The following is a 20,594-nucleotide window of genomic DNA, read 5'->3' as shown; positions in this document are numbered from 1 at the left end:
TTGCGCCTGCCCAGCACCTGTCTCAACGCCGCGCGCAGTCGGTCGTCTCCGGTCACAGCCCCACGTCGGCATCGGCAAGCCGCGCTGCCGCGTGGATTTAGCGTTTTCGCCAGCAGGTGTCACCGATGCATGCCCGCTCGATCACCCGTGTCCCGACTGTCGCGCGTGGCCTCGTCGCGGCCCCCGCCGTTAACGCGTTCTGCGCGTTCGGCGCGTTCTGCGCGCTCTGCACTTTCATCGCCGCTAACGCGCTTGCAGCCGATCCGAATGCGAGCGCGGGGTCTACTCCCGCGCCGGCGAGCGCGCCCGCCGTCGGCGCCGATGTCGCCGGCGTCGTCAAAACCGTCAAGGGCACGGTGCGGATCGAGCGGCCGGCAGGCAGCGCGCCGGCGAGCATCGGCAGCGACGTGTATAGCAAAGACCGCGTCGTGACCGGTCCGGAATCGTCGGTCGGCATCACGCTTCGTGACACCACCCAGCTGTCCGCCGGCGCCAACACCACACTCGAACTCGAACAGTTCGCGTTCAACAGCAAGACCTATGACGGGGTGCTGCACGCGAGCGTCAAACACGGTTCGCTCGCTGTGATCTCCGGCAAGCTGGCCAAAGCGAATCCCGACTCGGTCCGCTTCAGCACACCGACAACGACGCTCGGTGTACGCGGCACGCAGTTCATCATCGAAGTCGGCGACCCACGGGAGACGACGCCTTGAAAGCCGCGCTGCGATCCGGGCGCGTCGCGTCGCCGGCAACAGCGGCCGCATTCGTCGCGCTGAGCTGGCTGGCCGGATGCAGCACGCCGCCGGACAAGATCATCCTGTTGCCCGACCCCGACGGCAAGGTCGGCGCGGTTCTCGTGCATAGCGCAAAAGGCGAACAGACGATCGACAAGGCTTACGCCGGCGTCGACGTCGCGCAGAACGGCAAGATCGAAGCGACCGCCGATAGTCAGCAGACCGTACAAACGCGTTACGGCGCTCTGCTCGCGGCGCGTCCACCGCGCCCACAGACCTTCACGCTGTTCTTCCTGTTCGATTCCGCCACCGAACTCGCACCGGAATCGCCCGCCACCGTCGAGAAGATGAAAGCGGTGCTGGCGAACTGGCCCGCGCCGCAGGTCGTCGTGATCGGTCACACCGATCTGGCCGGCTCGGACGAGTTCAACGACCGACTGTCGATGCGGCGCGCGCAGAGCGCGGCGGCGTTTCTGGTCAAGCAAGGCATTCCCGCCAGGCAGATCGAAACCGCCGCGCGCGGCAAACGCGAGCCGCTCGTGCCGACGCCGGACGGCGTGCCCAACCGGATGAACCGGCGGGTCGTCATCACGATTCAATGAGCACTGCTGCCCGGCGCCGCTGACGGCCCTTGCCCGCGATGAAACGCTTCCACGATCTCCGGCACGCGCGCATCGGCAGACTGCTGAAAGCGATGCAGGGGCGACCGATCGCGTTGATCATGCTGGGGGGCCTGAGTCTGCTGAATCTGATCAGCGAATGGCCGAGTGACATTGCGCGCCCGTCGTTTGTCGATACGGTCGACGAAGCACTGCCCGACTCGTTCAAGTCGGCGCGGCAGCTGCTGTTCGATCAGTATCAGCGTCACTATCCGCGCGTGCCGGACGCGCAGCCGGTGATCATCGTCGAAATCGACGAGGAAACACTCGCGGCCGTCGGACAGTGGCCGTGGCCGCGCAACCGCCTCGCCGGTCTGATCGATGCGATCGCGGCGCAGAAACCGCTGGCGATCGGACTCGACATCTATATGCCGGAGCCGGACCAGACCTCTCCCGAGCGCGTCGCCGACAATTTGCCGCCCGGCACCACCGCACTCGCCGCCGCGTTGCGCGCGCTGCCGACGCACGACGAGATTCTCGCCGCGTCGTTGCACGCGGCGCCGACGATCCTCGGCGCGGCCGCGCTCGATCATCCCGCGGTCGAGACCCGCACCTCGCTGCGCAGCGCGCCGATCCGGCTGCACGGCAACGGTACGCTCGGCCGCGTGCCGCGCTTCGACTATGTGCTCGCGAGCCTGCCGATGCTGCAAGCGGCCGCGCATGGACAGGCGCTGCTGAGCGTCGCGTTGGAACAGGGCGTGGTCCGGCATTTGCCTTTGGTAATGGGACTCGGCGACAAACTGGTGCCGAGTCTGCCGATCGAAATGCTGCGCGTCGCGACCGGGTCGCCGGCCATCGATGTCTACACCGACCGCTCGGGCGTGCAGACGGTCGGCGTCGCGGATGCGCTGGTGCCGACGCAACCCGGCGGGGACATCTGGCTGCATTTCGCGTCGATTCACTCGACGCTGGCCCGCTACGTGTCGGCGCGCGAGGTCCTGCAACGCACGGTCGATCCGCAACGCTTTCGCGACAAACTCGTACTGGTCGGCCTGACAGGCGCCGGCGTGACGGACATGCGCACGACACCGCTCGGCGAACTCGTGCCGGGGATCGAAATTCAGGCGCAGGTCATCGAGACGATCTTCGAAGGCCGTTTCCTGCGCCGCCCGACGTGGCTGAAATGGGCGGAGACCGGCTTCATCATAGTGTTCGGGCTGCTGATCGTCTGGTACGTACCGCGCAAGGGCACGCGGCTGCCGGCGTTCATGAAGGCGGTGCCGAGGGGGCTCGCGGTGGTCGGCGTGTCGCTGCACCTGCTTAACGTGCTGTGCTGCTTTTATATCTTCGTGCGGTTCGGGTTCCTGATCGACGCGGCGGCGATTTTTATCATTCTGTCGGCGGTAATGGGGTGTTTTCTGTCGCCGACGTTGATGCATCAGTTGGAAGGCGGTGCTGGCGGGCAAGCTCCGTTTGGACAGGAAGAGCCTCCGGTTGGGTCGCAAGCTCAAGCGCGGAAGCGCTCCGGGGATGACAAGGACGTGAACTGAGACGGGACGGTAGCGACCCGCGGACGGCTCGCGGCGCGACGAGGCGGGTCAGCGACGCGGGCCGAAGCTTGCGGGTCAGCGCTTTTTGCCGGAGTAGTCGAGTCCTTTAATAAGATGCTCCTCCGAAGGATAGTGTTGTGTAACGACGAATACGTCTGCACCAGTTAGCGAACATTCGAATTCACCTGCGTCGCTCACAGTCATCACGTCGATAACTCTGCCGCTTTTATCGTGAAAGGTAATGTGATAGACCTGACGCCACATCTGCTGGCCGTCCTCATACTTGCCGATTTTCTCGTTCGAGACGAGTACCGCACGGGTTCTGGAATCGTCGATATTGCCGAGGATTCCATTTCTTTTTAATTGCCCCTCGGCGAGCCTGGTCGGCCAGTTGTCGCATGGTGGAAAGGTTTTGGGTTTGAGTTCGGCCAGACATAACGCGGGGAGCGATAGAAGCAAGGCTGCAAAGGCGCGTTTCATGGATGCTCCACCTTGAGTAATCTGTCGCCGCTGTTCCAGATCTTTCTCCTCCAGATCATTTTAAGAACGATACAGCCATTGGACGCGGTCGCCTGTTTGTATATCCACACCATCGTTCTCACCTTCTTCGTTGCGGGAGCCAACGATTACAACAAAACAGATGATCGAGCACAAGTTTTAAGACGCAAGCGGGCCATTGTGTCGCGGGCCGTTCTCGCTCATTGCAGATTGGCCGGACCATCTGTTTCGCCGCCGCCTGCGCAACGCGGAACGCCCCGTGCAAAATTGACTTCCATGCCTTGTCCTTGAGCAGCATGGATGCCCCTCCTGTGGCTTGTCACGAGCCGCGATCGACGTGCATACAGCCGCTGGGCGTATAACGCTGGATTCAGCCGCCCGCCGAAGCCGGGCGTGTCGGGCACCTTCATCCTGCCGTCGAGCGGCACGGCTCGTCCAGCAGCGGCGGGTTGCGAGACCTAGTGAGCCCAGCGCAGCACAAGTGCGTCGAGGCGCCGGGCGATCTCGACAAGGCTCTGCCGGGTAGCCGGATGAAGCGGCGTCAGCGGCCGGCGCGGCGCGTCGCAGGCGATAATGCCGCCCTCCTTCATTAAAGCCTTGCACGCCATGAGGCCAGACTGGCGATTCTCGAAGTTGATCAACGGCAGCCATTTCTCGTAGACACGCACCGCCTCCTCGCGATTGCCCGCCAGGTATTCGCGAATGATCGGCTGCAAGCCGTCCGGGTAACCGGCTCCCAGCACACTGCCGGTCGCGCCCGCGTCGAGATCCGCGAGCAGCGTGATCGCTTCTTCGCCGTCCCACGGCCCTTCGATGGCGTCGCCGCCCAGCTCGATCAGTTCGCGCAGCTTGGCGGCCGACTGGGGTACTTCGATCTTGAAGTAGCGAAGGTTGGGAATCTCGTGGGCCATCCGCGCAAGAAACGCAGCCGACACCTGAGTACCGCTCATCGGCGCATCCTGATACATGATGGGGATTTCGATGTGTTCCGATACATCGCTGAAGAACGCATGGATCGCCGCTTCGCCGCACCGGATCGTGGCGCCGTGATACGGCGGCATGATCATGACCATGGCCGCGCCACGCGCCTGTGCGTCATGGCTGCGCTCCGCGCAGATGCGCGGGTTGAAATGCGTCGTGGTCACAATCACCGGCACGCGCCCGGCCACATGGTCGAGTATCGTCGCGGTCAGACGCTCGCGTTCGGGGTCGGACAGGGAAAACTGCTCCGAGTAGTTCGCGAGAATGCAAAGACCATCCGCACCGGCGTCGATGATGAAATCGATGCAGCGTTTCTGCCCCTCGAGATCGAGATTGCCCTGTTCGGTGAAGATCGTCGGAGCTACGGAATACGCCCCTGTGTAACGGCGTGCGCCGGGTGACACTCGGTTCATTACGGCTCCTTATCTGTAATTAGCATTCCGGATCTATCTACGAAATCGCATCGATCAAATATCGCGTTGAAGGTGCACGACGGGAAAGAACAGTTCCCGCGAACCTCAGACCCGACCGAACCGTCCACGCAACCCGTCGGCTACGCCGCACAGGATCGCCTGCAGTTTCGTGCGCTTTTCCGTGGCATGAAGCAACACGAACGCGACATGCTTCAACGTGATCAGATTGATCAGCAACATTGCCGGATAGCGGCGCCAATAGTCGCGCGCCACCAGAATGCAATTGCGGGCAGCGTAATAGTGGCGCAACGCGCTCTGATCGAAGATATCGACTTGCGGCCAATGCCGGTGCGCCGGCGGCTTGCCGAGTTCATGCGGTAGCGACACGTCCGCGTTCACACACACCGGCACGCCGTGAGCCTGCGCGCGCATGCAGTATTCGGCGTCGACGTGGTCGATGAAAAAGTCCTCGCGGAACTGCCCGAGCTCCCGGTACGCTTGCAGCGAGATGGCGGTTCCCGACGAGATGATCACCGAGCAGCGCAAAAGGCCGTGCGCGCCGTCGTTGATCCGCTTGATCTGCGCCGACCAGCGGCGCACCGTGAAGAGCGGCAGGTCGCGGTTGAAGTTCAGGTTGAATATTCGCGGCCCGACCAGGAAGCGCGGATCGCCCACCGCGGCGCATCCTTCCAGCATGCGGTCGAAATAGTCGTCCGGAATATAGGAGTCCTGGTCGAAAATGAAAAAGACATCGCAGCCGCGATCGATCAGAAACCGAACACCCGCATTGAATGCCCCGGCAATGCCGCCACGATTCCGGTTGGCGAGCACGTCGACGCCATGTGCTGTTAGGCGCGTGTGCAGTTGCTGATCCACATACGGGGAATTATCGACAGCCACGACCACAGGGCTCAATCGCGGCAAATCCACCAGATGATCGACCTGCTCCTGGGTCGGTTTGTAAAGCGTGATCAATGTGCCATGCTTCATGACGGCGCCTCGTTGCGAAGAGATGATGGTCTCTCGCCCCATACCTGCGGGCGAGCCCGTCCTCCTGTCGATCGACTGCGTCCCGTACCGGCGCGGTGCGCTGCGGCGCTTCCGCCTTGTGTGGAAGCCCCGCAGCCCGGCCGTTATTTCGCGTACAGCTTGATCACGCTCGCGTGCACGACGCGCGTGATCTCTTCCATTCGCCAGCGGATATGCGTATCCGTCAGCGCCATGCAGCGCTCGACATCGCGCGCCGCCAGCGCATCGAGGATATGCAGATGCTCGGTGAACGCCTCGTTGCGCCGCTGGTCGACATCCACCCATCGCACGTAGTGGATCCGCGCGTTGATACCCTGAAGCACCCGGCCGATTTCCGCGTTGCCCGACAGCGCGGCCAGCTCCAGGTGAAACGCCTCGTCCTTGACGACGAGCTCGTCGGAGCGCATCCGCTCCGCGCTCTTCATCACCTGCTTCCACGACCTGCGCAACGTCTTGATGTCGTTGTCCGACGCCCGTTCGCAAGCCAGCATCACCGCGGTCGATTCGATCGTGCGGCGCAACTCGAAAAGATCGAACACTTCTTTCCCATCCAGTTCCCGAATGAAAAAACCCCGATTCGGCACGAAGGTCAACAGGTTCTCCGCGACCAGCCGGTTAAGCGCCTCGCGGATCGGCGTACGGCTGACGTCGAAGCGCTCCGCCAGTTCGAGTTCGTTGACCCGCTCGCCGGGGCGGATCTTGTACAGCACCGCCATCTGCTTCAACTGCTCGTAAATCTCGTTTACCGTCAGTCCTGCCCGCTTGGGCGCGCTGTTTTCCCGCGCCCCCGGGCGCACCATCACGGAATTCGCAGCCATCGTGTCTCCTGGTTCATTTCGCTACAGCTCATTATCGATTGCGCGTGCCGGCCGCCCGCTGGCCGCCGCCTGCGCATTCGTTCAGATCGTAAATAGCCGGCCAAACCGCGGCAAGCGGTCTTCGACGCCGCCGAGCCGCAACGCATGCCATGCCAGGGCATGATTACTCGACAAAACCGGCTTGCCGAGCTTTGTTTCGATCCCGGCGATGGCGTCGACGAGCCGCAGACTCGTGCAGGAAACGAATACCGCGTCGACGTGCGGATCGCGTCCCAGTTCGAGTACCGCGTATTCGAGCGACGCGCGATCGATGCGGGCCACTTCGTTGTCGTCGCGATGCTCGAACGAGCCGACACTGACGACGTCGACACCGCGCGCCTTCAGATAATGGCTCATCGCGTCGTTGATCGGCCGCTCATACGGTGTCAGCAACGCCACCCGCCGGGCGCCGAGCGCGTCGAGCGCGATGCGCGCAGCGGTGATAGGCGTCGTGCAGGCGACACCCGGGCGCGCCTCGCGGATACGTTCGAACACCCGCTCCTCGCCCAGCACCATCGAAGCCGACGTGCAACCGAACGCGACCACATCGAGATGCTCGCCCGGCCGGATCAGCTGGACTGCCGGCGCGATCCGGCCATCCATCTCGGCGAGCGTCTCAGCTGTGATCTCGGCCGAATTGGCAACCCGGCTTTCGTAGAACGCCACACCGTCGAGCGACAGCATGTTCCGCCATTCGAACTCGATCGTATGATCGGTTGCCAGCACGACGAGGCCGATCGCCGCGCGCCCCGCGATCCCGTCGTCCAGCGAGAAACCGAAGCGCGCGTATGCGCCCGGAGGAGACTCGATAATGCTCGATTGAAGTTCGCTCACTGCAGTGTCATCCCTGTGATATCGATTTCCGGGCGTCGGCCGCTCATCAGGTCGACGAGTATCTTCGCGGTGCCGCACGACATGGTCCAGCCCATATGGCCGTGCCCCGTGTTGAAGAACAGGTTGCGATGCCGGGTCGGGCCGATCAGCGGCGTGCCTTCAGGCGTCATTGGCCGCAGGCCCGCCCAGTACGACGGGCGCTGATAATCCGCGCCGTTCGGAAACAGCGCCTTCGACGTCTGCAGCATGTGCGAGAAATCCGCCGGCGAGTGATTCGTGTCGTAGCCGCAGAACTCCGCTGTCGCCGTCAGCCGCAAGCGTTGCCCGAAGCGCGCCCATGCGACCAGTTGGTTCTCCTCGACGCCACCGAGCGTCGGCGGCTCGTGCGACGCGTCGATCGGCAGCGTGACCGAATAGCCCTTGACCGGGTAGACCGGCAGACGATAGCCGAGCCGGCGGGCGAGGAACGGCGAATATGAACCGAGCGCGAGTACGTAACGATCGCCGCTCACTCGGCCTCGCGATGTGTCGACATAGTCGATCCGGTCCGCGCTCGCGCGCACCTCGTGGATCGTCGTGCCCAACTGGAATTCGACACCCAGTTCCCGGCACCGCCGTTCGAGTTCGCGAGTGAACAAATGCGCGTCACCGCTTTCGTCGGACGGGCAGTAGATCGCACCTTCTATGCTGCTCGCCGAAGCCGCGAGCGCCGGTTCCCGCGCAATCACCGCGCGCCGGTCCAGCGTCACGAGCGGCAGCCCGCTGTCGGCCAGAATCGACATGTTCGACACGCCACGCTCGAACGACGCAGGATCGCGATACAGATACAGCAGGCCGCCGCTGATGCGGTCATATGTCAGCCGCTCGTCCTCGGTTGCCCGCTGCAGCAATTGCTGCGAATAGCGGCACAGGCGCACCTTGCGCGACGTGTTCAGACGCGAACGTTCCACCGTGCAGTTGCGCAGGAACAGCCAGCACCAGGCCCACATCCGCCAGTCCGCGTTCAACTTCAGCCGCAACGCCTGCCCTTCCGCAAACAGCGACTTCAGCAGGATCTTCGGCGCACGCGGCGACGCCCACGTGTACGAGTGGCCCGGCGCGATCAAACCCGCATTGGCAAAACTGGTTTCGAGCGCGACGCCTTCGCATCGATCGACCACGACGACTTCGTCGCCTGCTTTCGCGAGGAAATAAGCTGTGGTCACACCAACGATGCCGCCGCCCAGAACGACCGTTTTCATCCGCCTCGCTCCTATAGGGCCGCTATCGCCGCGATTTCCACTGTGTACTCGGGAAACGCGAGCTTCGATTCCACGCACGCGCGCGCCGGCGCGTCGCCTTTGGGCACCCATGCATCCCAGACCCGGTTCATCTCCGCGAAGCTGCGGTAGTCGGCTAGCCAGATGCTGGCCGACACGATCCGCCGTTTGTCCGCGCCGACGCTGTCGAGCAGGCTGTCGATCTTGTCGAGGATCTGACGCGTCTGACCGGCGACGTCGAGACTGCTGTCGCCGGCAACCTGGCCGGCAATGAATGCCAGCCCGCCGACCACGACCATCTGACTCATCCGGTCGCCCACCCCATAGCGCTTGATGTCCATCTTCCGAGCCTCCGTCAATCGATTCAGGTTGAACGCATTCTAGCCACGAAAATTCAGCACTGTGTACACTTTTTAATCAAATTACACGGATTCCCCATTTCGATTCGCGATCCTGATCGTGGTGCATCTGCTTTCTCACAATTCGTGCAAACATGCTTTGAAACAGGGCTTTAATCGAATGAGCAGCATGCTTTTAATTTTCGTTTCCGCCGTTCAAAAAAATTTCCCAAATGTTTTTTGTTCTGTGATTCTGTCGACACTTTTGTATATCCATCACCGATTATCGACGCTTTGGAGAACGACCATGAAGCTGCGCCGCCGCGGAATCGAAGCCTTCGTGACATTGTGTTTCGGCCTGTCTCATCTGCCCGATGCGCACGCCGACGCAAGCGTCGGCGCCGTGTTGCCGCTAACGGGATCGAGTGCGTCGATTGGCGAGGATCAGCGCCGCGGCATCGAGCTCGCTGTCGCAAAGATCAACGCTCAGGGCGGCGTGCTCGGCCAGAAACTGCAGGTCAGGATCGAGGATTCCGGGGGCGGCGCGAACACCGCGCTCGACGCTGCCCGCAAGCTCTCCACGGTCGAGCACGTGCCGGTCGTGCTCGGTGAATTCTCGTCGTCGATCACGATTCCGGTTGGCCAGTTCCTCGTGCGTCAAGGCGACGTGCACGTGAATATCGGATCGTCGAGCCAGCAGATTCGCAAGATCGGCCCCGGTTCGTTCAGCGTGATTGGCCTCGACAACCTGTCCGCGCGCTTCGCCGCTCAGGACGTGTTCGACCGGAAGCTGCGCCGCGTGGCATTCATCGCGCCCAACAACGGCTACGGCCAGGGCATCGCCGACGAATTCAGGAAACGCTTCGAGGCGCTGGGCGGGACAGTCGCGGCCGTCGTGCTCTATACCGAAGGGCAATCGACCTATCGCCGCGAACTGGAACAGATGGCGCGCGCCAATCCCGATGCCTACGTCTACAGCGCGTACGGCCAGGAAGCGGCGACCATCAACCGCCAGGCGTATGACATGCAGTTGAACAGGAGCCCGTGGTACGGCATCTACCTGACGATGTGCACGAGCGATACGCCGCCGCAGATCGCGCGCGGGCAGATCGGTCTGGAAGTGGCGTCGGGTGGGGCGGGCGCAAAGGCGTACGAGCAAGCGTACGAGGCCGCCTACAAGGAAAAGCCGCGTTCCGCCTTCGGCAGCTACGCGTATGACGCGACGATGCTGTCGGCCGCGGCGATCAACCACGCGCACTCGACCGATCCCGCAAAAATCCGCTCGGCGTTCGACGCGCTCGGCAACGCGTACGCGGGCGTGACAGGCGCGATTTCATTCGACAGCGACGGTCAGCGCATTGCCCAGCCCTACGAGAAGGTGTCGTTCAAGCAAACCGTCGCCGCGCAGTAAGGGCAGCGGCGCCACTGGAGCCCATCATGCTGCAGTTTCTTCTCGACGTCCTGATCCGTACGTCCGATCTGCTGCTCGTCTCGGTCGGCCTGTCGACGCTCTATTCGCTGATCCGTTTCCCGAATGTCGCGCACGTGCAGTACGCGATGCTGGGCGCGTTCCTGTCGCTCGCGGGACAACGCGCGGGCCTGCCGTTGGGGCTCGCGGCCGCGCTGTCGTGCGTGCTCGTCGGCTGCCTCGCGGTGCTGCTCAATGTGTTCGTCTTCATGCGACTGCTGCGCTCCGGCAGCGCGGTCGCGATGATCGGCTCGCTCGCGGTGTCGCTGCTTGCGGTCGCGCTCGTACTCGGCACGGCGGGCTCCCGACCGCTGCAATACACGCAGGACATCAGCGCGCCTCTGACGCTCGGCGGGGTAGCGGTGTCGACCGCGCAGGCAAGCTCGATCGCGTGCGGTGCACTCACGCTGCTGATCTTTTCCGTGCTGCTGTATCGAACCAACCTCGGCCGTTCGATGCGCGCACTGGCGTCGAACCGGCCGCTCGCGCTCGCCTCCGGCATCGACGCGAACCGGGTGACGAACCTGATCACATTCGCGAGCGGCGTGCTGGCGGCGCTGGGCGGCACGATGCTCGGCCTCACCGAAAGCGTGCACGTCAATCTTGGCAACAATCTGTTGATTCCGGTGTTCTCGGCAGCGATCCTAGGCGGCCTCGGCAACCCGCTCGGCGCTGCCGCCGGTGCGCTGCTGATTGCGCTTGCCGAGACGCTCGTCATCAACGTCGATTTCGGTTCGCTGGTGGGCCGCTCGATGCAGTTCTTCCCGGTTGCCTACGTGAGCGCGGTCTCGTTCCTGATCCTGCTCGTCACGCTGATGGTCCGCCCGTTCGGCATCTTCGACCGGGAGGTGCGGCGTGTCTAGCTTCCTGATCCATCTGCTGACCCTGGTCTGCCTGTACGCGATGATGGCGTTGGGTCTGAATCTGCAAGCCGGCTACGCCGGGATGGTCAACTTCGGCTTCATCGCGTTCGCGGGTCTGGGCGCCTATGCTGCGGGCATCGCATCGCAGCTCGGCTGGCCGCTGCCGGCCGCACTGCTGCTGGGTCTCGTCGCGGCGGCCGCACTCGCGGTCGCGACGGCCGGGCTCGGCCGCCAGCTATCGGCCGACTACTGGGGCATCGCGACGCTCGCGATTGCGGAGATTCTGCGCACGATCGCACTCAACGAGTCCTGGTTGACGGGCGGCGCGCAAGGCATCGGCGGCATTCGCCCGCTCTTCGCGGACCTTCCCGCACAGTGGGGCGACCTCGCGTTTCTTGCGCTCGCCGCAGTTTGCCTCGCGCTCGTCTACGGCGGCTACGCGCGCATCATCCACAGCCGCTTCGGCCGCGCGCTGAAGGTGATGCGGGAAGAGACCTCGCTTGCGGTGTGCTTCGGCTACGACCCTGTGTCGCTGAAGATCCGCGCGTCGGTCGCCGCGGCGCTGCCGGCCGCGCTCGCCGGCGGGCTGCTCACCTACTACATCAGTTACGTCGGCCCGGACGTGATGGTGCCGTCCGAAACCTTCGCGCTCTGGACCATCGTGATGGTGGGCGGCCTCGGCAGCAATCTCGGCGTGCTGCTTGGCGGGCTGCTGGTCCAGTCCGTGTATTCGTTCGCGCCGTTCCTGAAAGACTGGCTCGGCGTCAGCAGCGATCTGGCCGGCGCGGTGCGACTCGGGCTGGTCGGCCTGATGCTGCTTGCCTGTCTGTTGTGGCGGCCGCGCGGTTTGCTGCCGGAACGCCTGGAGACGCTCTGATGACAACCCTTCTCGAACTGGACGGCATCGCCATCCGCTACGGCGGCAACACCGTGCTGTCGGGTCTCACGCTGTCGATCGACAGCGGCGAGATCGTCGGCCTGCTCGGGCCGAACGGCTCGGGCAAGAGCACGGTGCTGAACGCGGTCACCGGCTTCACACCGCTCGCGAGCGGCGCGATCCGCTTCGACGGGCGGCGCATCGATCCGCTCGCGCCGCACCGCATCGCGCGACGCGGGATTCGCCGCACGTTTCAGTTGCCGTCGATGCCGGGCCGGATGTCGGTACTCGAACTGACGATGGCCGCGTCGTCCGAGCAGCATCAACTGTGCGCAGCGCTGCTGCGCGGCCGCGCGAGCCGCCGCATCGAGCGGGCCACTCATGCGCGCGCCAGCGCCCTGCTCGAGCAGTTCAAGCTCACCGCGGTCGCCCACCTGCCCGCCGCGTCGATTTCGGGCGGCCAGAAAAAACTCCTCAGCATCGCCTGCGCGATGATGACCGAACCCAAACTGTTGCTGCTCGACGAACCGACCGCGGGGGTTCACCCCAACCTGCGCGGCGAACTGATCGACGAGCTGCGGCGCATTCACGGCCTGGGCGTGACGCTCGTCGTGATCGAGCACGACATGCACTTCATCCGCGAGCTATGCGAGCGCTGCGTCGTACTCGACCGGGGTGCCGCGATCGCGAACTGCAAGCCCGCCGAGCTCGACAGGAACCGCCGCGTGCTCGATGCCTATCTGGGCCGCGCGCATCGCACCGCGCCACCGTTGGAGACGCCATGATCGAGGTCCGGGATCTGTTTGCGGGCTACACGCCGGAACTCGACATCCTGCACGGGGTGTCGCTGCGCGTCGGGCCGACCGACATCGTCACGATCCTCGGCCCGAACGGCTGCGGGAAATCGACGTTGCTCAAGGCGATCGCGGGCTTCCTGCTGCCGCGTTCGGGAAGCGTCACGATGCAGAGCGGGGATCTCGCGCGCGTCCCCGTCAATCGCAAAGTGCGCGAGCATGGCATCGGCTTTGTGCCGCAGACCGACAACGTATTCGGCGCACTCACCGTGCGCGAGAACCTGATGCTGGGCGGACACGCGATGTCGTCGTTCCCGCGCGAGGCACGCATCGACGAGCTGTGCGAACAGTATCCGGTGTTGCGCCGGCGTTATCGCTCCCCCGCCTCGGCATTGTCGGGCGGTGAGCGCCAGATCGTGTCGCTCGCGCGCGCGCTGATGCCGAGGCCCGTGATGCTGTTGCTCGACGAACCGTCGGCCGGCCTGTCGCCGAAAATGGTCGACGAAGTGTTCGACGCCATCGTGCAGATGCGCGACGCGGAACACATCGGCGTCCTGATGGTCGAGCAGAACGCGATCGAGGCGCTGCGTATCGCCGACCGCGGCGTCGTACTGACGATGGGACGCGTGGCGCTCGCCGGGCCCGCCGCCGAGCTGCTGGCGAGCGACGAGATGCGCCGGCTGTATCTGGGCGGGAGAGCCGCATGAGTCTTCCCGCCGCGGATACCGCCCCCGCTGGAACCGGCGCCGCCGGCGCGCGGCCGGCAACGATCATGGTCGCGGTCGCGTCGGGCTTCGTGATGGCGATGCTCGACGTCACCATCGTCAACGTCGCGCTGAAGGCGATGCAGGACAGCCTGTCGCTGTCGCTGACCGCGCTGGTCTGGGTCGTCGACGCCTATACGCTGAGCTTCGCGGCGCTGCTGCTATGGGGCGGCGCGCTCGCCAACCGCTTCGGCTCCAGAGCGATCTACCAGACCGGTCTGGTCATCTTCGTGATGGCGTCGCTGCTGTGCGCGGCGGCGTCGACGCCGGCCATCCTGATCGCGGCCCGGTTGCTGCAAGGCGTCGGCGCGGCGCTCTTCATGCCGAGTTCGTTGAGCCTGCTGACGCTCGCGTTCCCGCCCGGGCCGCTGCGCGTACGGATGATCGGTATCTGGGGCGCGCTGGTGTCCGCGGCCATGGCGTTCGGCCCGTTCGTGGGCGGCGTGCTCGTGAACGCCATCGGCTGGCGCGGCATCTTCTGGGTCAATCTGCCGGTGGGCCTGATCGGTTTGTGGCTGACGCACCGCCACGTCGCGCGCTCGCCGCGCCATGCCGGTCCGCTGAACGGCGTGGGCCATCTGTTCGGCGCGGCCGCGCTGGCCGCGCTCAGCTTCACGCTGATACAGGGGCCAAGCACCGGCTGGACCTCGCCGGCGATCGTCGGCTGCGCGCTCGCGACGCTCTGTGCGGTCGCCGCGTTCGTCGTGCGCGAACGGCGCGCGCGCCACCGGATCCTGTCGCCAGCCCTGCTCGGAAATCCGCACTTCGTAGCGGGCAGCCTGCTCGGGCTCGCGATCAATTTCGCGATTCTCGCCGAGATTTTCCTGATCAGTCTCTACCTGCAACAGCAACGCGGCGACACCCCGCTGCAGGCGGGGTTTCACCTGTTTCCGCTGATGGCGATGTTCGGCGCCGGCAATCTCGCGTCGGCACGCGTCAGCGCCCGTCTGGGCGCGCGCGGCACACTGCTCTCGGGGCTTGGACTCGCGACGCTCGGCGCAGTGGCGCTGATCGATATCGCGCGGATGCCGTACTGGATGCTCGCGCTGGCGATCGGCGTGTCCAATTTCGGCGCCGGGCAGGCGATTCCCGCGATGAATCTCACGGTGATGCAGTCGGCAGGGCCGGCGGACGCCAACCTTGCCGCCGCGTCGCTCAACGCCAGCCGGCAAATCGGCTCGTTGCTGGGGGTCGCGATCGCCTCGGTGATCCTGCATTCGCTCGTCGATCAGCAACTCGCGACGGCCATCGGTTTCGCCGTGATCGCGGCCGCTTACGCGGGCGGTTTCGGACTCGTGTTCAGGTCATTGCGGCCGGATTGAGACGGATCGCGCGTGCTGCCTGTACGTGAAGCGCCCCGCGACGGATGTTTCCATTTTTGAAAGTTTCGCTCACATCGAGGCCTAGCGGCCCGTACACGGCCGGCGCGACGAGGGCATGAGCCACGCGCGCCGGAGCTCGCGGCTCAACGTTTTGTCTGTGGATCCGAGTAGTCGAGTCCCTTAATCACGTGCTCCTGCGACGGAAAATGTTGCGAGACGACAAAAACGTCTACGCCAGTGATGGAACATTCTTCCTCCCCGGCGTTATCTACAGTGACAACCTTAATCACACTTCCGTTTTGGTCATGAAAGGTAATGTGATAGACCTGCCGCCATAACTGCTCCCCGTAGCTGTCTTTACCGATTTTCTCCGGCGCCACTAGTACGGCTTTGGTTTTGGTGTCGTCGATATTGGGGAGGAGGCCAGCGTTTTGCAGATTCACCTGGGCCATACTGGTTGGCCAGTTGTGGCAGGCCGGAGATTTTGCAACGCAGATCGCGGGGAGCGATAGCAGTAGGACGGCAAAGACGTGTTTCATGGGTATTCCACCGTCAGCAGTCTGTCGACACTGTTCCATACAAGCCTCCTTTGCTGTAAGTGCCAACGATTACAACAAAGCAGGTGGCACTGCGGAAGTGAAATGACATGGGCAAAGCGGCCCTACACGGCCCCCGGCGCGACGAGGGGATAAGCCACGCGCGCCGGAGCTTGCAGATCACTGCTTTTTATCGGGATAGTCGATCCCCTCGATAAGACGCTCCTCCGACGGATAGTGCTGGCTAACCACGAAAACGTCTACGCCAGCTATCGAACATTCGAATTCGCCGGAGTGGTTCACGGTAATCACCTTTATCACGTTCCCGTTTCTATCGTGAAAAGTGACGTGATACACCTGTTTCCACAACTGTTCTCCGTCCTTGTCCTTGCCGATTTTTTCATTCGCCACCAACACAGTTTTAGTTTTCTCGGCGTCGATATCACCGAGGATGCCAACGTTTCGAAGTTGCATATAGGCCATGTTTGTGGGCCAGTTTCCGCACGGCGGGAACGGCTTGCCGTCCGCCAGACATAACGCGGGGATCGCTAGCAGCGTCGCTGCGATAGCCCGCTTCACGGATATTCCACCCAAAGTAATCTGTCGCCGCTGTTCCATATTTTTTCCCGATATATTTTTCTTAAAATGATGCATCCGTTTGACGCGTTGCCCGGCCCTGTCAAGCTGTCGCCGTGAATCATAAAGCCGTCGCGTCCGCCCAGATTCGTTCCCGCCACAGGGTTAAGCCGCATCGTGAATGGGCCTGTTTTGTCGTGTCTGAACGGCGGGAGGATCTCGAATCGTCCCACGGGGATTGGTCCCAGGTCCCGTATATATTGGCTACTGTGTTTATTCTGGTGTGGGATTTTCCCGGCGTACCCTTTAGCGATCCATTCTTCGTTGTGGTACAGATCGCCGGTCGCCTGTTTGTAACGCCATGCCATCGCTTTGTTCTCCTTCGTTGTAGAAGCCAACGATTACAACAAAGCAAGTGATCGAGCACAATTTTCAAGATGCAAATCGGCCATTTTGTCGCACGACGCCACGCCTCAAAAACAAATAATGTCTCGGCAATGACATTGCGCAATGCGAGGCATCTCAAATGATGTTAGGCCACCGAATACAATGCTGTCCGGGCTGTGAAGAACAGACCCTTCTTCGATACAAAAGACCCAACCCGCTTTCTTCTCGTGGTTTTTATTGTGCGCGAGGACCATCCCTGCCCCGCGTTATCTTCTCTTCTCCTAGCCTCGCAAACCGCCGGAATTTCCGACGGCCGTATGAGCGATTTACCTACCGGTCACCCTCGACCGACATCGCTGAGTCAGCAGTCTTTGATGCGCAGGCGCAGCCGACGCCCTCTCGTCGAGGTCGCCGGTGACCCTAGGCGTGAGAGAACTTCAGCTGTTCGGCTGTCCCCGTTAAGTCGAACGGTTGAAAGTATCGAGCCCGAAATCCGCCTTCGATGTTCTCGAGCACCAGCCGCCCACCCGTGCGTCGCGCAATTTCGGACACGATAGACAGACCCAGTCCGCTTCCTGGCGCCAAGGCGTGATTTAACCGATAGAACGGCTCCAGAACATGCTCAAGTTCGTTATCCGGTATGCCTGGCCCGGTGTCAGTGATTTCGAATATCAGCTCGCCAGCTTTCTGAAAGGCTGATACGTCGACCTTGCCGCCATCGGGCGTGTATCGCACCGCATTGTCGACCAGATTCCTCAGTACCACTGCCGTGGACGTCCTATCAACCACAACCTCGATGTCGTCCACATGCACAATCCCAAGGTCGATGTCCTTTGCACGCGCAAGTTCTATGCAGGCATTGATGGCATCGGTTGCGGCAGCGCCTAACGACCACGCGGCCGGTGGTTCCAGCGTTCCCTGTTCAGACCGCGCCAGTGCCAATAGTTGCTCCACCAGCCGGTGGGTCCGCCTCAACCCCGACTGAAAGGAAGAGAGCCGCTCGCGAGCATCGGGCGACGTGATGGTTGCCTCCAGATTTCCCGCTTGCAACGACAGAGCCGCCAGCGGCGAGCGCAACTCATGCGCAGCGCTCGCAACAAAACGTCGTTGATGACTGATCGCGTCTTTCAGCCGTCCAATGAGCCGGTTGATTGACCGGACAAACGGAAGCACCTCGGTGGCGATGCCCTCTTCCGGCAGCGGCTCAAGCGACGCGTCCGTTTGCCGGTCCACCACTATCGCCAGGCGTGAGAGCGGCGCCAGCTTCGTTCTGACAATCACGACGACGACGACAAACAGCACCGGCATCAACAGAAGCACGGGCACGAGCGTCCTCATTGCACCATCCCTGGCAATTTCGTCGCGCAACGCAGATGGCTCGGCGACCGCGATGCGCTCGCCGGTGCGCAGCGTACGGATGTTGACGCGCCAGCTCTGTCCGCTGCTGTCCAGGTCGTGAAATCCGTCGGCCATCGCATGAGGAATCGTGAGTCCCGCCGCTTTCGACATCTCAGCCGATCTTTCGCTGAGTCTGTCGATAACGACTTTGACGTCCGAGTCCTGCGAGCTCTCGACCGACGACTGCGGTCCCGTAAGCGCCAGCGCGCGACTGTCAATCAGAGCAGCGATTTCGTTCAACTGGCCATCCTGCAACGCTCGCGCCTCCTGATAGGCGAACGCGAAAGAAAAACCACATGCGAGGATGCCTACCACTGCCATCACAACGCCAATCCACGCCGAAAGCTGCAGCGTCAGCGAGCGTGATTGTTTTCCTTGTCCACCAGCCATCCCACACCTCTCACATTGCGAATCACCGACGTACCAAGTTTTTTGCGGATACCGTGAATCAGGACTTCAACCGCGTTGCCTTCCACCGCCTGTTCCCACGCATAGAGCTTTCGTTCCAGCTCGGCTCGCGAGAGGACCGTTCCCGGACGCATCAACAGCGCGCTCAAAAGAGCGAACTCTCGACTCGTCAGGCGGCACTCGGTTCCGTCGTACTCGGCAATGTGCGTCGCCGCATCAACCGTGAGTTTTCCGCTCGTCATTCGCGTATCGCCATGGTCCCCCAGCCGGCGGGTGACTGCCCGAAGGCGCGCAAGCAGTTCTCCGATTTCGAACGGCTTCACGAGGTAGTCGTCAGCGCCGGCGTCCAGTCCCGCGATTCGGTCCTCGACGCCGTCGCGCGCGGTGAGAACAATCACCGGAAGCTTGTTGCCGCCACTGCGCAGCGACCGCAGCAGGTCGATGCCATCCCGATGCGGCAGGTTCAGGTCCAGCAGCAGGACGTCGTGCTCCTGACCCAGCAACGCTCCGGCCGCCGCATCACCATCGCGTACCCAGTCGGTCGCATAGGCCGCATCTTTCAACGCCTGGACGATTGCGTCGCCAATCATCTCGTCGTCTTCAACCAGCAGAATTCTCATCGGTCTTTAAGGAATCACGGGTGTCGTGCTAAGCCAAAACTAAGTCTTGCCCAATAGCATCCGAAGCGTCACATACGCCGGATAGCCATCGTGCCCAGTCGTGCCTACGATACTAGGTCGCAAAGCGCAATTCGCGCAACCAGTCCTCAACGACAAGCCAGCCTACGCGCTCTCGTGCGAGTCTCGCCCGTGGCATTGCTCGTGGCGTCGCTTGTGGCATTGCTCGCGACGCTGGGCGGCTGCGCGTCGTACGCTCCCGAGCCCCTTCCTGCCGCACCGGAGTGGCCCGACGACGTCGCCGCAACCACTGCACCGCTGACAGTCGATCAGGTAGTCCAACGCGCACTCGAGCACAGCCCCGAGGTCCGCCGCGCGGAGCGCGAACTGACCATCGTAAATGCGCGCAAATACGCGGATGGATTGCTCCCGGACCCTCAGCTCAGCTTCAGCACCGACCGCCCCGGCGCAGCTGGATTTGTCCCGGCGTTCATGGTCGGGCTCAGCTATGAAGTGTCCGCCCTAATTGACCACCCGGCAAAGCAGCGAGGTGCGACTGCGGCCCTGCAAAAGCAACTGTTCGCGCTGCAGTGGACGAAATGGCAGGTCGCCAACCATGCCTATGCGCTGTACGTCACCAATGTGAGTCTTTCCCGTGTTGAAGCGCGGGTCGCACAACTGGCGGTCCATGAGCAGGTTGTCGACGGCCGTATGCGGCAGGCGCTCGCGCGGGGCGACGTAACTCGCGATACCGCGGTGCAATCGGAGACGGCATATCGCGACAGCCTGCAGCAGCTGAGCGCACTTAAGCAGGACCGCCTCAAGGCGCAGCAGGAACTCAATGCAATGCTCGACCTGCAGGCTGGCACGCGCCTGACGCTTGTAGCGCCTCCCGGAGCCTATGACGTGCCGTCCGGCGCGGTGCATGACGCGCTGACCACTCTGGGCCAGCGTCGTCCGGACCTGCTGGCGTTGCGCGCTGGTTACGCGGAACAGGACGAGCGTTACCGCGCAGCACTGCTCGGGCAATTTCCCCGTCTGGATATCGGCATCACGCGAGGCAGGGATACGTCCGCCATCTACACGTCAGGCGTCGCCATCACCGTGACACTACCGCTCTTCAACGGCAATCGGGGAAATATCGCGATCGAAAAGGCCACACGTGAGAGCCTGCACGAGGAGTACACGCAACGGCTCAAAGACGCGTACACCGCAGTCGAGAACATCGTTTCAAACCTTGACCTGCTTAACGACCAGCTCCGCAACGCCCGGACAATGGAAGCGACTCTGGAGCAAGCGACGAAAGAGACAGGTATGGCTCAAGCCCGAGGCGACGTGACACTTCCGACGCTGATGGACCTTGAATCGCGACTGCTGAACCAGCGCATCGCGACGGCGAAGCTCGAGAACGCTGCGCTTTTGCAGCAGGTCGAGCTGTGCACCCTGATTGGCGTTAGCGCCATTGACTACCACTCTCTCCAATAAGTCCGAG

At 62.9% G+C, this 20,594-nt stretch carries 23 protein-coding genes; 11 read left to right on the top strand and 12 right to left on the bottom strand.

Annotated features, from left to right (window positions below; translation table 11 throughout):
* Window positions 1-125 precede the first annotated feature (125 nt).
* Genes LJ656_RS07320 through LJ656_RS07310 form a run of 3 tightly spaced genes read left to right on the top strand, consistent with a single transcriptional unit; the run spans window position 126 to window position 2,883 of the window.
* A complete protein-coding gene (locus LJ656_RS07320) occupies window positions 126-713 on the top strand; it encodes a FecR family protein (RefSeq protein WP_230508601.1) in 588 nt (195 codons plus the stop codon).
* Window positions 710-1,336, top strand: a complete 627-nt coding sequence (locus tag LJ656_RS07315; protein ID WP_230508600.1) for an OmpA family protein — start codon at window positions 710-712, stop codon at window positions 1,334-1,336. Before LJ656_RS07320 ends, LJ656_RS07315 begins: the two co-directional genes overlap by 4 nt.
* A gap of 38 nt (window positions 1,337-1,374) precedes the next feature.
* A complete protein-coding gene (locus LJ656_RS07310; RefSeq protein ID WP_230508599.1) occupies window positions 1,375-2,883 on the top strand; it encodes a CHASE2 domain-containing protein in 1,509 nt (502 codons plus the stop codon).
* A 75-nt stretch (window positions 2,884-2,958) separates the two neighbouring features.
* Here the strand turns inward: LJ656_RS07310 and LJ656_RS07305 are convergent, their stop codons facing one another.
* Window positions 2,959-3,363 carry a hypothetical protein gene (locus tag LJ656_RS07305; protein WP_230508598.1) on the bottom strand — a complete coding sequence of 135 codons (405 nt, stop codon included), beginning with the start codon at window positions 3,361-3,363 and terminating at the stop codon, window positions 2,959-2,961.
* Between the two features lie 12 nt (window positions 3,364-3,375).
* Here LJ656_RS07305 and LJ656_RS07300 point away from each other — a divergent pair, with 12 nt between their 5' ends.
* Complete coding sequence (locus LJ656_RS07300; protein WP_230508597.1) at window positions 3,376-3,672, top strand: hypothetical protein; 297 nt, start codon at window positions 3,376-3,378, stop codon at window positions 3,670-3,672.
* A 167-nt stretch (window positions 3,673-3,839) separates the two neighbouring features.
* Here the strand turns inward: LJ656_RS07300 and LJ656_RS07295 are convergent, their stop codons facing one another.
* From LJ656_RS07295 to LJ656_RS07270, 6 genes are all read right to left on the bottom strand, one after another.
* A complete protein-coding gene (locus tag LJ656_RS07295; RefSeq protein WP_230508596.1) occupies window positions 3,840-4,775 on the bottom strand; it encodes a dihydrodipicolinate synthase family protein in 936 nt (311 codons plus the stop codon).
* A 105-nt stretch (window positions 4,776-4,880) separates the two neighbouring features.
* A complete protein-coding gene (locus tag LJ656_RS07290; protein WP_329958835.1) occupies window positions 4,881-5,765 on the bottom strand; it encodes a glycosyltransferase family 2 protein in 885 nt (294 codons plus the stop codon).
* A 143-nt stretch (window positions 5,766-5,908) separates the two neighbouring features.
* Window positions 5,909-6,622 (bottom strand): GntR family transcriptional regulator, encoded by a 714-nt coding sequence (locus tag LJ656_RS07285; RefSeq protein WP_230508594.1) that lies wholly within the window; start codon window positions 6,620-6,622, stop codon window positions 5,909-5,911.
* A gap of 81 nt (window positions 6,623-6,703) precedes the next feature.
* Window positions 6,704-7,495 (bottom strand): maleate cis-trans isomerase family protein, encoded by a 792-nt coding sequence (locus LJ656_RS07280; RefSeq protein WP_230508593.1) that lies wholly within the window; start codon window positions 7,493-7,495, stop codon window positions 6,704-6,706.
* Window positions 7,492-8,736, bottom strand: a complete 1,245-nt coding sequence (locus LJ656_RS07275) for a D-amino acid dehydrogenase (RefSeq protein ID WP_230508592.1) — start codon at window positions 8,734-8,736, stop codon at window positions 7,492-7,494. Before LJ656_RS07275 ends, LJ656_RS07280 begins: the two co-directional genes overlap by 4 nt.
* Window positions 8,737-8,747: 11 nt before the next feature.
* Window positions 8,748-9,095: a RidA family protein gene (locus LJ656_RS07270; protein ID WP_230508591.1), complete on the bottom strand. Its 348-nt coding sequence runs from the start codon at window positions 9,093-9,095 to the stop codon at window positions 8,748-8,750.
* A gap of 304 nt (window positions 9,096-9,399) precedes the next feature.
* Here LJ656_RS07270 and LJ656_RS07265 point away from each other — a divergent pair, with 304 nt between their 5' ends.
* The 6 genes from LJ656_RS07265 to LJ656_RS07240 are packed head-to-tail and all read left to right on the top strand — an operon-like array spanning window position 9,400 to window position 15,180.
* Window positions 9,400-10,503, top strand: coding sequence for an ABC transporter substrate-binding protein (locus LJ656_RS07265; RefSeq protein WP_230508590.1), 1,104 nt, complete (start codon window positions 9,400-9,402; stop codon window positions 10,501-10,503).
* A gap of 26 nt (window positions 10,504-10,529) precedes the next feature.
* On the top strand, window positions 10,530-11,423 hold the full coding sequence (locus LJ656_RS07260; protein ID WP_230508589.1) for a branched-chain amino acid ABC transporter permease: 894 nt from the start codon (window positions 10,530-10,532) through the stop codon (window positions 11,421-11,423).
* Complete coding sequence (locus LJ656_RS07255; RefSeq protein WP_230508588.1) at window positions 11,416-12,300, top strand: branched-chain amino acid ABC transporter permease; 885 nt, start codon at window positions 11,416-11,418, stop codon at window positions 12,298-12,300. The genes LJ656_RS07260 and LJ656_RS07255 overlap by 8 nt, the downstream gene beginning before the upstream one ends.
* Complete coding sequence (locus LJ656_RS07250; protein WP_230508587.1) at window positions 12,300-13,085, top strand: ABC transporter ATP-binding protein; 786 nt, start codon at window positions 12,300-12,302, stop codon at window positions 13,083-13,085. Before LJ656_RS07255 ends, LJ656_RS07250 begins: the two co-directional genes overlap by 1 nt.
* Window positions 13,082-13,801 carry an ABC transporter ATP-binding protein gene (locus tag LJ656_RS07245; protein WP_230508586.1) on the top strand — a complete coding sequence of 240 codons (720 nt, stop codon included), beginning with the start codon at window positions 13,082-13,084 and terminating at the stop codon, window positions 13,799-13,801. Before LJ656_RS07250 ends, LJ656_RS07245 begins: the two co-directional genes overlap by 4 nt.
* The gene (locus tag LJ656_RS07240) at window positions 13,798-15,180 is read left to right on the top strand and encodes an MFS transporter (RefSeq protein WP_230508585.1); all 1,383 of its coding nucleotides are present in this window, start codon (window positions 13,798-13,800) and stop codon (window positions 15,178-15,180) included. Before LJ656_RS07245 ends, LJ656_RS07240 begins: the two co-directional genes overlap by 4 nt.
* Window positions 15,181-15,323: 143 nt before the next feature.
* Here LJ656_RS07240 and LJ656_RS07235 read toward each other — a convergent pair whose 3' ends face one another.
* From LJ656_RS07235 to LJ656_RS07215, 5 genes are all read right to left on the bottom strand, one after another.
* Window positions 15,324-15,719: a hypothetical protein gene (locus tag LJ656_RS07235; protein ID WP_230508584.1), complete on the bottom strand. Its 396-nt coding sequence runs from the start codon at window positions 15,717-15,719 to the stop codon at window positions 15,324-15,326.
* Between the two features lie 177 nt (window positions 15,720-15,896).
* A complete protein-coding gene (locus tag LJ656_RS07230; RefSeq protein WP_230508583.1) occupies window positions 15,897-16,295 on the bottom strand; it encodes a hypothetical protein in 399 nt (132 codons plus the stop codon).
* Complete coding sequence (locus LJ656_RS07225) at window positions 16,292-16,660, bottom strand: tlde1 domain-containing protein (RefSeq protein WP_230508582.1); 369 nt, start codon at window positions 16,658-16,660, stop codon at window positions 16,292-16,294. Before LJ656_RS07225 ends, LJ656_RS07230 begins: the two co-directional genes overlap by 4 nt.
* Window positions 16,661-17,099: 439 nt before the next feature.
* Window positions 17,100-18,467, bottom strand: a complete 1,368-nt coding sequence (locus LJ656_RS07220) for a sensor histidine kinase (RefSeq protein ID WP_230508581.1) — start codon at window positions 18,465-18,467, stop codon at window positions 17,100-17,102.
* Window positions 18,431-19,105, bottom strand: coding sequence for a response regulator (locus LJ656_RS07215; RefSeq protein WP_230508580.1), 675 nt, complete (start codon window positions 19,103-19,105; stop codon window positions 18,431-18,433). The genes LJ656_RS07220 and LJ656_RS07215 overlap by 37 nt, the downstream gene beginning before the upstream one ends.
* A gap of 189 nt (window positions 19,106-19,294) precedes the next feature.
* Between LJ656_RS07215 and LJ656_RS07210 the strand changes: the two genes are divergently transcribed.
* Window positions 19,295-20,587 carry a TolC family protein gene (locus LJ656_RS07210; RefSeq protein WP_230508579.1) on the top strand — a complete coding sequence of 431 codons (1,293 nt, stop codon included), beginning with the start codon at window positions 19,295-19,297 and terminating at the stop codon, window positions 20,585-20,587.
* Window positions 20,588-20,594 lie beyond the last annotated feature (7 nt).

Origin of the sequence: Paraburkholderia sejongensis (genome assembly GCF_020880815.1) — a bacterium.
Taxonomy (GTDB): Bacteria; Pseudomonadota; Gammaproteobacteria; order Burkholderiales; family Burkholderiaceae; genus Paraburkholderia; species Paraburkholderia sejongensis.
The sequence above is the reverse complement of the archived record's forward strand: the minus strand, read 5'-3'. Positions and strand labels throughout refer to the sequence as shown.